The sequence below is a fragment of the Chitinophaga jiangningensis genome (assembly GCF_900142605.1).
GTDB lineage: Bacteria > Bacteroidota > Bacteroidia > Chitinophagales > Chitinophagaceae > Chitinophaga > Chitinophaga jiangningensis.
Genome location: NZ_FRBL01000005.1, coordinates 447,518 through 460,177, shown reverse-complemented (window position 1 = coordinate 460,177; position 12,660 = coordinate 447,518). Strand labels below are relative to the sequence as shown.

The following is a 12,660-nucleotide window of genomic DNA, read 5'->3' as shown; positions in this document are numbered from 1 at the left end:
GAAACTATGAAAAGAAATTATTTATATATCGCAATGCTTGCCTTGGTAGCTGGTACCAGCTGTAGCAAATACCTGGAGCATGCTCCTGATCAAAGGGCGGAGCTAAATACGCCGGAAAAGGTGGCTGAATTACTTACCTCTGCCTATCCCAGTGCGAACTACTTTGTTATGGCAGAAGCAAGATCTGATAACCAGATGGATGTAAGTGCCACTGGTATTCAAAATCCGGTGAACTCAGATTCCTATTTCTGGAAAGATGTTACTTCTACCAGCCAGGACGGAGCCACCTACTACTGGAATGCCTGCTATTCGGCAATTGCCGCTGCCAATCAGGCATTGGAAGTATGTAACAGTGCCGCCAATCCTAAAGAATATGAAGGGTCGAAAGGTGAAGCATTGCTGGCAAGAGCATACGCACATTTTATGCTGGTAACCCTTTATGCTAAGGCATATGATCCTGCAACGGCAGCTACAGATCCGGGTATTCCCTATGTTACCGTTCCGGAGAGCGTAGTGATAAAACAGTATGATCGTAAAACAGTAGCCTATGTGTATGAGATGATTGAAAAGGATATCAAAGAAGGTATGCCTTTGATCAACGATAAATATGTAATTCCAGCTTATCACTTTACCAGGAGAGCTGCACATGCATTCGCTTCCCGGTTTTACTTGTGGAAAAGAGAATGGCAAAAGGTTATCGATGAAGCCAACCAGGCTTTCCCTGCTAACGATTTTGCAGCAAACGTAAGACCATGGCTTAATTACCAGGGAGCTACCGTGACTACGAACGACCTGCAGGCGTTTTATACCAACGCTACTAACCCGGGTAACCTGTTGTTGGGTGAAACGGTTTCCTCTCTTGGTATAAATTATTATCGCTACCAGTATGCAATGACGCAACCAAGGCTGAATCAGATCATTGCGCCTTTAGGTATTTCATGGAGTGCACTTAAAACCTATAGCAATAGTTCCACCTTTTATTTTGTAATGAAATACCTGGCCTATTTCAAACGCTCCAGCCTGAACGCTACCACTGGTGTGTATTACACTATGGTGCCCCTGTTAACTACCGAAGAGGTACTGTTAAACAGAGCAGAGGCCTTGCTCATGAGCGACAGATATAGTGAAGCTCTGGATGATTTGAACACCATGGCCAAAACGCGCATTAACAACTACAACGCTACTACCCACGGGTACACGGAGACGAAGATTACCAAATATTATGAAACACGAACTACTGATAAGAAAGAAGCCTATCGTATGGCCATCCTCGACATCAGACGTGCAGAGTTTGTGAATGAAGGTATGAGATGGCTGGATATTCTCCGCCTGCAAATGCCGGTAACACATACCACCAGCAAAGGTGAAGTATATGAACTCGCAGCGGACGACAAGAGAAAATTATTGCAATTGCCGGAGGAAGTAACCTTATCCGGAGTACCTCTTAATCCTCGTTAATCTTATTGATCGTATGAAAAAATATTGCTTACATATATTAGTGCTCGCAGCCATTTTCATGGCTTCCTGTAAAAAGGAGGACAACCTGGACAAACCATTGGTAGGTCTTGGTGGCGATACCTGGGCTAAAACAGCATTGGATAACTGGCTGTACTCCACCTTTACACAACCTTATAACCTGGAAGTTAAATACAGGTGGGATGGTTCAGAACTGGATCCTACAAAAACCCTCGTACCTCCCGACAGTAGCAGGGTGAGACCCTTAATGGAGATGGTAAATTCCTCATGGATTGAACCTTACGTTTCCGTAAAGGGTGCTGAATTTATTAAACGCTATTCTCCCAAACAATATATGTTGGTAGGTAGTGTGGAATACAATACTGGTGGTACTGTAAAACTCGGGGAAGCCGAAGGCGGATTCAGGGTAACCTTGTATAATGTAAATAACTTTGTGAAGTCAAATCGTGCTAATGCGCAGCAGGTGCTGAAAACCATCCATCACGAGTTTACACACATCCTTCATCAAACTGTGGAAATCCCTAAGGAATATCCATTGTTGACAGGTGGTAGTTACACCTCCGACTGGAACAACCAAACCTTAACGGAGGCACTGTCTTTAGGATATGTATCCCAGTATTCACGAGCAGCTCCCAATGAGGACTTTGCGGAAATGGTATCCATTATGCTTACACAGGGACGTGGCGGTTATGAAACACTTCTTCGTACCGCAGGTACTAACCTCACGGTGATTCGTAAAAAAGAGTCTATAGTTATTGGATACTTTAAACAAACCTGGGGGATAGATTTTACCACGCTGCAAACCAAAGTTCAGAAAGACCTGAACAGCTACTCCAAAGCACCGGTATTTTCTCAGATTGGTTTTGGTAAGGCGTTTTCGTCAATTACCATCACCCCGGCACAAGTAGGCGGCCAATCGGATAAATTCAATACTGCGTGGGAAACTGCCAAAGCCAGTTTTCAGAAATATAGCTCCACAGCTGTATATGCATTGGAAAGCATGAACATCGTGTTTGCAACAGCTACTACAATGCAACTGAAGGTTAATTTCCGCGCTACCGCCGGAGCAAACCTGGGTACGCTGTACACTGCTACGTATACCTACAATGTGGCTGCAAATGCCACCGCTGAAACCTACGCATTCGCCTATGCAAGTGCTGATGCCAATGGCACCAGCCTCGCCGCCGCAGCAAAACCACTGACCGATTACTTCACTGGTAATTTTGCAATGAAATATTTCTACGGCAGCGACGCTGCAGTGGAATTCGGTGGTGTGCAAAAAGCTGATGATGCCACTTCATTTACATTCGGAATCTTAAACCTGTAATGAACATGATTAAAAAACTAGCGCTATATATAGTCCTTTCAGGAATGGCTCTTTCTGGCTGCAACAAAACGGATGATCCCTTTATGGATGATCCGGATACCAGATTAATGGCCAGGTTAGCAGAAAATGAGCAATTACTTACCAGTGCTGAGTTCGGCTGGAAAGCTACCATCTATCCAAAAGGAGGGAAAGGGTTTAGCTACTACTTCAAATTCGGCAAGGATAATTCAGTAGAAATGTTGAGTGATTTTGATGCGGTTACAGCTACCGAACTTAAATCATCCACTTATCGATTGAAAGCTCTGCAATGGCCCACATTGATTTTTGATACGTACAACTACATCCATCTGCCCAATGACCCGGCTCCAGGAGTAAGCGGTGGTACCGCAGGTGCAGGATTACAATCCGACTTCCAGTTTGCCATGGATAAGATGGTGGGTGATACCTTTTTTCTGAAGGGAGTCGACCGTCAAAATGTGATGACCATGGTTAGACTTACCAGTGCAGAACAGAAGGAAATCCTTGCTGGTAAAATGGCTGGAAGTATGGTTAATATGTTCTCTTATGCATTGGCGGTGCGCTACCCTACTGTTACCTTCAAAGATGGTAAGCTAATGGATCTGGCCCTGAATCCTGCAACACGTCGTATCCGTATTGGTTATATGCTGGATGAGACCAATGTATTCAGCAAAACAAGAGGCTATGCTTACACCTATAGGGGTATAATTCTCGACTCAGCAGTGGTATACAATGGGTTTGTTGTGAAAGAGTTGATATGGGATGAGGCTAAACTAACCTATGCCATAAAAAGCGGAGAAACCACCCTTTATGCCGCGGGTGGTGTAATTCCCGCAGTGCCATTGGCACCAGTGTTCGGCGTGGGTAAAGATTATACCTCTATCGATTACACACCGGCTACACTAAAGGGGACCCTGGGTACAGACTTCGACGCGGCATTTACATCCAGCGCCAACCTGTTCAAGGGTGCCAATGGTACGCTGAACACAGTGAAGATTATTATCAACGGAGATAATACCTACACACTGAGGGTTAACTACGTGACTACAGCAGCTTTTGCGGCCAACCTGATTTTTACGGTTACCAAAAATCCTGATGGCTCTTTCAAACTGGTATTTAATTCCCAGGATGGAAATGCTACCACCAGAGCTACACTTATCCAGCCACTGAAAACTTACTTCGAAAGTAGTAGCTGGAAAATCCGTTGGGTAATTAATACTATCCCAGGTTCTTCCCTTACGCTTGGCGGACTTGCGAAAGCCAATGACGATACACAGTATTTCTATGGGGTAGCAGGTAACTAACAACGATTATGATACAACAGATAATATTATGGGTTTGGGGGATCACTATTTTCATCGCTTTAATAGTAAGGTTAATACCCGCTCATATATACAAAAAGCGTGACTGGGATAAGGACCGGGCCCGGCTACTCTCCCTCTACAGTATGGGAGGCATGGCAGTACTCTGGTTTTTCTTCAGGCATTACCAATAAAAAGTAAAAAGCGCTCAGGTTTTCCTGAGCGCTTTTTTTATTCAGGATAAGCATAAGTTTCTGCTACCCATTCAAACGCCTCATCCTTCTTCCGCGCATGCCCGATTCCCGGCCATGGCAAGTGATAGGCAAATATCGGTGTAGCCGATGCCGTTAACTTTGCCAATACTTTTTTACGGGTAGCCGCTGCTAACTGTAAATCTGTATCTCCATTAAAACCCCACTCAGGATGCGGAAATAACAGCACATCAGAATGTATCAGGTCAGCCACATGCACCATGGATTTTCCTCCGGAATAAATATGCGTGATCGTGTGGCCAGGCGTATGCCCCGGCGTAATTTCCAGCCTGATGCAATCGTGCAGTACCTGCCCGTCTTCAAACAAATGCAGCTTAGGTTTGATAGTAGTCAGCACACGCTGGGTAGCTTTGGTAAACACTTTCAGCAGCGCCTTATCTTCAAAGGCTGATTTACTGAAGTCCTGTGTGTCGGCCATCCAGAAGTTGTGTTCAATGCGGGAAATATAGTATTCCGCATTGGGGAAATTCAGGGAGCCGTCATCTTTCAGTACACCGCCAATATGATCGGGGTGGCCATGTGAAATAATTATTGTGGAGATGTCGGTAGCCCGTATGCCGGCGTCTGCAAGGGAGTTCAGCAGCCAACCGGAATTTTTACCGAAGGCATTACCAGTGCCGGTGTCGATCAGTATTATTTTATCCTGCTTTTTCACCAACAGCATATTCATACCCAGGTCCACATGATCTGTGGGGCGGAAACTCTTTTGCAGCAAGTCATTCACCTGCTTAGCGGCCACACCTGGCGCAAAGTTAGGCTGTACCTTATCCATGTGGATAAACCCATCTGTAACTGTAATTAATTCAAGCTCTCCCAGCTGAAACTTATGAAAGGGGCGCGCAACGGGCGTTGCAACGGAGGCCAGCAAACTTTTAAGTGGTAAGGAGGCGCCCACGCCTGCCAGTAGCATATTTCGGATTAACGCTCTTCTGTTCATCGATGGAAATTTTTATCAAAGGTATTCGCATCGCCTGTCAGCAACAAGTAGTTACTAAAAAGAAAGCTACTTACTAAAAAGGTACTATTGCTGATTATCAGCACAATAAAGTAAGGGCCTCCCTGAAAGCAGGGAGGCCGTATCCCTACTTATAAATCCACGTTAATAAGCTGATTGGAATTGGCAATGGTCAACTGCTGTACCGGACAGCTATCAGCCGGAACAAATGATCCCTGGGGATCAAATCTGGAAATGGGCGACAGGAAAGAGAAGGAAACCTGCTCCACTGGCTGCGCCGATCCGTTTACCCGCAGCTCCTGCTTCTTATCGAAGCCGTGAAGCATCAGTTTAATGTAACGGAACTGGCTGGCCATACTTCCTGAAGGCACATCCAGCGTCAGCTTTGCGGCTGAAGGCTGATAGGTGATACTACGCTTGTAAAAACCGCCTTTTTCATAATCGAAGCTTTCTCCATCATCTTCATAATACACGAAAGTGTTCGCGTCCGAACCCTTGTAAATATGAAGCGAAAGCGTGTCAGTGGGCTTTTCCGATGTACTTTGTACAAGGGACTGCATAGGGAATATGCTGCTGCCTTTTACATATACAGGCAATGACTTGTTATTAAGTTCAATAATGCTTTCCTGGTTGCCTGCCACCGGCTCATCGTTATACAACCTGTACCAGTTGCCTGCAGGCATAAATACTTTACCAAAAGAAGCGGTGCTCTCGAAAGGTGCGATCATAAATGCGTCGCCAAAAAGATACTGGTTCTGGTACCGTGTGTCGTATACCCGTGGTTCGAAGGTGTTATCCAGCGCAAGGGTACGCATAACGGGCACGCCTGTACTGGCTGCCTCATATATCTTACTATAAATATATGGGAGAAGCCGGTAGCGCAGATTGATATAGTTACGGGAAATTTCAAGTACCTCTTCGCCAAAGGCCCATGGCTCGGCCGACTTGGTATTTACCTGCGTATGATTCCTATAGTAAGGAATAAATGCACCTATCTGCATCCATCGCGTATATAGTGCCACAGAAGGATTGCCTGAAAATCCGCCGATGTCCATGCCGGCAAAGCCAAAGCCACTCAGGCCCAGGCTATTCAGCAGCCTTACGCCTAGCAGCATATGATCATCCTCGGAGCGGTTATCACCCGTCCAGATGGCGGTGTAGCGCTGTGAGCCTGCATAGGCGGCACGGGTGAGCAAGAACGGCCGATTCTTCATTTCTTCCCTGGCACCTTCATAACTGGCTTTGGCCATTGCCAGGCTATATACGTTATGCGCCTGCAGATGCGTAACGGGCTTACCCTCGAAGTTAAACAGCACATTATCCGGCATCTTCTGGCCCCAGGTAGCAATTTCGTTCATATCATTCCAGATGCCTTCCACACCTGTACGGATATACGATTTCAGCTGGCCCTTCCACCAGTCACGACCCTTCACGGAAGTGAAGTCCGGAAAGTGACACCATCCGGGCCATACCTGGCCGGTGTAGTAGCCACCATCGCTGTATTTGACAAAGATGTCGGCCTGCTTGCCGCTTTCGTAGGCGTGGTAACCGTTTTCAACCTTAATTCCAGGGTCTACGATTACGGTCAGGTGCAGGCCTTGATCTCTGAGTTTTTTAGCTAAACCCTGGGGATCAGGGAAACGTTCCTTGTTCCAGGTGAACAGCTTGTAAGCATCCATGTAGTGGATGTCGAGGGTGATGCCATCGGCCGGTACTTTCTTTTCGCGAAGGGTTTGTGCAATGCGCATTACCTCCGTATCAGGATAATAGCTATACCTGTTTTGCTGATAGCCGAGGCTCCAGCGTGGAGGCAGGGGCATACGCCCGGTAAGCGCAGTATATTCAGACACTATATCAGCCATGCGGGTGTGATAGATGAAAAAGTAGTTCATCTCTCCTCCCCTGGCGCCGAAGGAGCTAAAGCGGTTGTTGCTGGCGCCGAAGTTGAAATCACTTTGAAAACTGTTGTCGAAAAAGATCCCGTAGTTCAGCCGGTGGTGGATACCTATATAAAAAGGGATAGTAGCATAAATCGGATCTCTGTCAACCCGGTAGGCAAATACATCTGAGTTCCAGTTCGTATAGGCTTCCCCTTTACGATCGAGATTACCTGTTTTTTCACCCAGGCCTATGAAGCGCTCCCCTTCCTGCATGTGCTTGTAGGTGGTTACCTGGTTGTTGATCCAGGAGGTGGTGAGGCCGGGCTCATCCTGGTTAATCACTTCTCCGGCTGGTGTTAAAAACGAAATGGCGAAAGGCGCTTTACTGATCTTTACCTGCAGTGAGTCAGTCGTAATATTTATCTCCTTATTATTTTGTGAGATGCGGGCGCCGCTCTGCTGCGGCTGCCCCACCACTGCATAGGAAAAATCTGCCGGCAGCGGGCCTTTATCCATTCTCACGCGTACCATCGACGGGCTATAAACAGTTACAACGGCATGTGCATTGTCCAGCGTGATGTTTACCTGTTGGCCGCTGATGGCGACATTTTTTACGTTTCCGGCGGTTTGTACAGGCTGTTGAGCCGCAGCCTGCAAACCGGCCAGAAAGAGCATGCCTACGGCTATATGCCTGCTTTTTTGCAGCACGTTCACATTATACATTGGCAATAAGATTAGTAGGAGGAAATTAGTCAGGGCCTTCTGCCCTGATTAATTTCCGGGCAACAGGCGCGGAAGGCGCCCGGCTGCCCGGAAAGAGGAAGAAGGTTAATATCCCGGATTTTGAGTAAGATTTTTGTTCACAGCCAGGTCACTGGTTGGAATCGGGAACAAGAGGTTTCTTTTGTTATCTGTTGCTTTCAGCTGCCATGGCTCCAGGTATTTGCCAAAACGGATCAAATCCTGTCTGCGCCAGCCTTCCCAGTATAATTCACGACCTCTTTCATCTATCAGGTTAGCGAGGGTGAGGCTCACAATAGGCGTAGCACCTCTTTTTAACCTGATTTGATTTACGATGGCCAGGCCTGCGGTACTACCTGTGCGGAGCAACGCTTCTGCTTTCATCAGCAGCACATCTGCATATCGGAAAAATACATAGTCATTGCTGGCTTCCTGACCGTCTTTACTGCTGGAAGAAGTAAGGAAATCAGGTGGATATTTGATCACGCGGATACCGGTTACTTCCAGGTTGTTGCCGGTTTCTTTAATGGCAACTTCCCTGGTAAAGGCCAGCGGGTTGCCTTTCCTGTCCTGCAGGGCTTTACCCGTTTGGTCGTACTGCTGCCCAACGAGGAAGCCTACACGCAACCCTGAAATATTGGTTACACCATCATATGCACCACCACGGCGGGTATCAGTGGCTTCGTACTTGTCGTAGAAGTCGGACAGGGTAGCAAAGCCGTTCCAGCCGCTTGGGTTCATGTTGTAGTGCAGCGTGAATTTCCAGCGGGCAAATGCGCTGTTACCGGAACGTACGGTACTGAAGCCAGGGCCGTTACGCTGGGTGAAGATATTCTCGGTGGACTTCACATCGTTGTCACGTGCAAAGTTATCGTAGTAGTTATCAGCTAGTTTGTAAGAACCAGGGCTGGCGATGATTTCATCCGCATATTTGATTACTTCCTGCATATCGGCTGCATCAAAGGTGGGTGCTTCCCTGTTTAGGAAGGTGCCTTTGTTGAGGTAACATTTCATGAGCAGGAAGCGTGCAGCATCCTTATTGGCCTGATAGGCAGGCGCAATTGGCCTGTCAGGTAAAGTTGGAATTATTGCCTTCAGTTCTGCGATGATGAAGTCCAGTGCTTCTGCTGATTTCAGTACTCTTGGTGCGTTCAGCAGGGTATCCTGCGGCGTACGGAAGGGTACCTGACCCCAGAGGTCCACTGTGGTAAACATGGAGAGTGCGCGCAGGAAGCGGGCTTCAGATGCCTGCACGTCATTCGGGCGGAAACTGAGTACGTTGGTAGCCGCAAACTGCAATTGCAGCAGGCTCGAAAATGCACTTTGGATATGGGAGTGGTCGGCAGTCCAGGTGTGTTCATGAAGGGCACGCCATACGCCGTTATCGTCCCAGTCGCCGGCGCGTGTAGGGCCTACGGCTTCGTCCGTACTATGGACCATCATCCCCCAGGTATTGGAAAAGTCCTGGTAAGGCATCTGTAATCCATCGTAGGCATTTTTCAGCAGGGAGGCTACGGTGATCACAGAATCTGCTTCCTGCCGGGTCAGTGTGGAACCTAACTCTTCTTTGAGGCTGCAGGACGCCATGTTCAATGTAACTGCCACTGCCAGCGAGGTTCGGAATATATGCTTAATCATGTTTTTCAGTTTTGTGGTGAATGGAATTTTTACAGGGAGAAGGACAGGCCGAACATTACCGTTCTGGCAGTTGGATACGGAGAGTATTCAATACCAAAAGAAGTAACGCCATTCACGCTTTTATCAGTATTTACTTCCGGATCAAACCCTGTGTATTTGGTGATTACGAACAGGTTTTGTCCGGTAACAGAGAGGGTAGCATTTTTAAACACGCGGCCCACATCGCCAAAGGTGTAGCTCAGCGTCACGTTATCCAGTTTCAGGAAGTTACCGTTTTCCAGGTAGCGGGAAGAAACCGTGATAGGGTTAGCCAGCGATTCGCCATTACCCAGCAGGGCTTTTGCGATGTTTCTGCTGCCGAGGTTACCAATAGGCAGCACCGTATTGGCTGTGTTGTTATACACCTGGTAGCCGAAAGCACCGTGTGAGCTAAATGCGAAAGTGAAGTTTTTATACATCACCTGTGAGTTGATACCCAGCATGGTTTTAGGGTTCGGATTAGTCAGGTAATACAGGGTGTTACCACCATCTGCATATTGTGCCTGGCCTTTGTCATCGAAGCCTTCGAATTTACGCACATAGAAAGTGTTGAGTGCATAACCGTTTGCCAGTCGCTGTGAGGTAGCGCCGGATACACCCTGACCGCTAATGGAACCCGTGAGCACCGGAGGGCCATCGTAGTTTTTCAGCTCGTTGCGCAGGAAAGTACCGTTGATACCCAATGCCCAGGTCAGGTCTTTCTTGCGGATAATTTCTCCGCGAACGCTGTATTCCAGACCTCTGTTGAGTACATTACCTGGCATGTTAATCCAGTAGGAAGATGCCGGTGCCGGCTGAATGGCAGGGAAGCTAAACAGCAGGTTGGTAGTGTTTTTATAGAAGTAGTCGATCGTACCGGTAATTCTGTTGTCGAGGATACCGAAGTCAAGACCACCGTTGAACTGTTTGGAGGATTCCCATTTCAGGTTAGGGTTAGCCACATTGGTGAGACCGGAACCGCCACCCGCGCCAAGGCCGTATTGTTCCTGGGAGGCACCTGCCGGGAACTCCTGGTTACCGGTAATACCATAACCTACGCGCAGTGCAAGGGTTTGAAACAGTTTGCTGCCTTTCATGAAATCTTCATTGTTGATATTCCATTTAGCAGCAAATGAAGGGAAGGTACCGTATTGATTGGAGCTACCGAATTTGCTGGAGCCGTCTACCCTTACGGTGGCGTTTAACAGGTATTTGTCGTAGAAGTTGAGTTCCGCCCTTGCGAAGTAGGATTGTAGTTCGCTGGTAGGATTTTTAAAGGAGCTCATGAAGGTATTTGCCTGTGTGGGCGACTGTAACTGGTGCACGTAGTCGATTGCATATGTAGGGAAGCCTAGTGCACCCAGGTTTACACCTTCGTAGTTAAACTCCTGGTATTCATAACCGAGTAAGCCTTTGAAGTTAAATGCTTTGGTTAGTTGCTTCTGGTAGGTCAGCGTGGTATTGAACAGCTGGGTATTCAGCTCGCTGTTGCCATAGTAGGCCTGGCCCAGGTCCTGTACGCCGGCGATATTGATAAACGAGGCAATCTGTGTTTTACGGATACCTACCTGGTGGTTCAGGCTGTACATGGCGCGTAATTCCAGGTTGTCGTTAAACTTGAAGTAAGGAGAAACACTTCCCAGGATGTAGGTAATGTTGGCGTTATCATCATACGCTTCTGACATAGCCAGCGGGTTGATGGAGCTACCGGCGCCGAGCAGGTTAAATGACCCGTCAGCTTTGCGCAGCGGCATGGTAGGGTTCCATTGCAGGGCCTGACCGATAAGGCTGCCGGTAAAGCCGGCGTCGTTACTGATAGGGGCCAGGGACTCCGCCGTTTGTGCAGCCATGATGTTATAGTCCACACCCAGCTGGTTTTTAGCGAGGAAGGTATTTTGTCCGTTCAGGGTAGCGGTAATTTTTTTCAGTCCGGATTTACGGATGATACCCTGCTGATCCTGGTAACCGAAAGAGGCGCGATAGCGGCCGGTTTCGTTACCGCCACTCATGGCCACATGGAAGTTCTGGGATACGCCGGTACGGAGGATAGACTCCATACCATCGGAGCTGCCACCGTAATCACCCGCAGTGAGGTTATAATCTTTCAGGGCGGAGCGATATTCGTCTGCATTCAATACTTCCAGCTTTTTCATGATGTTGCTGAATCCGGCAGAGTAGTTAGCGTCGATACGAGCTACGCCGGCAGAGCCTTTCTTGGTGTTGATCATGATCACACCGTTGGAACCACGTGAACCGTAGATGGCGGTGGCAGAGGCATCTTTCAGTACATCCATGGAAGCGATATCCAGGGAGTTGATAAAGTTCATCGGGTTGGCATCGGGGGTCTGACCCAAACCGGCGGCGTTTACACCCGGGCGGGCTACACGGCCATCCAATGGAACTCCATCGATTACGTACAGGGGCTGGTTACCGCTACGTACGGAGCTAAGACCCCTTATACGCACGGTGGTAGCAGCGCCAGGCGCACCACTGTTGTTGAGGATCATTAAGCCGGATACCTTACCCTGGATCAGCTGATCCGGCGCACTGGTGATACCGCGGTTAAAATCAGCCGCCTTAATGGAAGCCACAGCACCGGTTACGTCCTTTTTACGGGTGGTACCATAACCCACCACCACTACGTCGGAAAGGGTGGAGCTTTCAGGTTGCATGCTGATAGCTGCACTGGTTTTGCCGGTAGTGTTTACTTCCTGTGTTTTATAGCCAACGAAAGAGATGATAAGTGTGGCATTAGCCGGTATGCTGGCCAGTTTGAAATTACCCTCAGGATCTGATGCTGTTCCTGATTTAGTGCCTTTAATGGCAACAGTAGCACCTGGAATGGGTGAACCTTTTTCGTCCGTAACCTTTCCGGTAAAGCTCTTGTTTTGGGCAAACGCTACGGTTTGCACTAACACCGCAAACACCGCAATAAAGAGGTGACGAAGGAGTCGTGATTTGGTCATAAAATGGAATTTTGATTCAGTAATGAAACAAGTACTGTGACGTGGATTTCTAATAAAGTGAACGAAAT

7 protein-coding genes are annotated in these 12,660 nt (G+C 47.8%); 3 read left to right on the top strand and 4 right to left on the bottom strand.

Annotation, left to right across the window (positions count from 1 at the left end):
• Positions 1-6 precede the first annotated feature (6 nt).
• The 3 genes from BUB18_RS14750 to BUB18_RS14740 are packed head-to-tail and all read left to right on the top strand — an operon-like array spanning position 7 to position 4,125.
• Positions 7-1,458, top strand: a complete 1,452-nt coding sequence (locus BUB18_RS14750; protein ID WP_073082345.1) for a RagB/SusD family nutrient uptake outer membrane protein — start codon at positions 7-9, stop codon at positions 1,456-1,458.
• Between the two features lie 13 nt (positions 1,459-1,471).
• Positions 1,472-2,803 carry a zinc-binding metallopeptidase gene (locus tag BUB18_RS14745; protein ID WP_073082343.1) on the top strand — a complete coding sequence of 444 codons (1,332 nt, stop codon included), beginning with the start codon at positions 1,472-1,474 and terminating at the stop codon, positions 2,801-2,803.
• A gap of 5 nt (positions 2,804-2,808) precedes the next feature.
• Positions 2,809-4,125 carry a DUF4302 domain-containing protein gene (locus tag BUB18_RS14740; RefSeq protein ID WP_178372144.1) on the top strand — a complete coding sequence of 439 codons (1,317 nt, stop codon included), beginning with the start codon at positions 2,809-2,811 and terminating at the stop codon, positions 4,123-4,125.
• Positions 4,126-4,353: 228 nt separating this feature from the next.
• Here BUB18_RS14740 and BUB18_RS14735 read toward each other — a convergent pair whose 3' ends face one another.
• The 4 genes from BUB18_RS14735 to BUB18_RS14720 all read right to left on the bottom strand — a co-directional run bounded on the left by BUB18_RS14735 (position 4,354) and on the right by BUB18_RS14720 (position 12,592).
• A complete protein-coding gene (locus BUB18_RS14735) occupies positions 4,354-5,331 on the bottom strand; it encodes an MBL fold metallo-hydrolase (protein ID WP_073082337.1) in 978 nt (325 codons plus the stop codon).
• A gap of 149 nt (positions 5,332-5,480) precedes the next feature.
• Positions 5,481-7,952 (bottom strand): glycoside hydrolase family 31 protein, encoded by a 2,472-nt coding sequence (locus BUB18_RS14730; protein WP_073082335.1) that lies wholly within the window; start codon positions 7,950-7,952, stop codon positions 5,481-5,483.
• Between the two features lie 105 nt (positions 7,953-8,057).
• On the bottom strand, positions 8,058-9,608 hold the full coding sequence (locus BUB18_RS14725; RefSeq protein ID WP_073082332.1) for a RagB/SusD family nutrient uptake outer membrane protein: 1,551 nt from the start codon (positions 9,606-9,608) through the stop codon (positions 8,058-8,060).
• Positions 9,609-9,637: 29 nt separating this feature from the next.
• Positions 9,638-12,592: a SusC/RagA family TonB-linked outer membrane protein gene (locus BUB18_RS14720; RefSeq protein ID WP_073082330.1), complete on the bottom strand. Its 2,955-nt coding sequence runs from the start codon at positions 12,590-12,592 to the stop codon at positions 9,638-9,640.
• Positions 12,593-12,660: the final 68 nt, after the last annotated feature.

Excerpts from the sequence above, each read along its gene's own strand:
- BUB18_RS14720 (WP_073082330.1), bottom strand. The coding sequence starts at position 12,592 with ATGACCAAATCACGACTCCTTCGTCACCTCTTTATTGCGGTGTTTGCG.
- BUB18_RS14740 (WP_178372144.1), top strand. The coding sequence starts at position 2,809 with ATGATTAAAAAACTAGCGCTATATATAGTCCTTTCAGGAATGGCTCTT.
- BUB18_RS14735 (WP_073082337.1), bottom strand. The coding sequence starts at position 5,331 with ATGAACAGAAGAGCGTTAATCCGAAATATGCTACTGGCAGGCGTGGGC.
- BUB18_RS14730 (WP_073082335.1), bottom strand. The coding sequence starts at position 7,952 with ATGTATAATGTGAACGTGCTGCAAAAAAGCAGGCATATAGCCGTAGGC.
- BUB18_RS14725 (WP_073082332.1), bottom strand. The coding sequence starts at position 9,608 with ATGATTAAGCATATATTCCGAACCTCGCTGGCAGTGGCAGTTACATTG.
- BUB18_RS14745 (WP_073082343.1), top strand. The coding sequence starts at position 1,472 with ATGAAAAAATATTGCTTACATATATTAGTGCTCGCAGCCATTTTCATG.
- BUB18_RS14750 (WP_073082345.1), top strand. The coding sequence starts at position 7 with ATGAAAAGAAATTATTTATATATCGCAATGCTTGCCTTGGTAGCTGGT.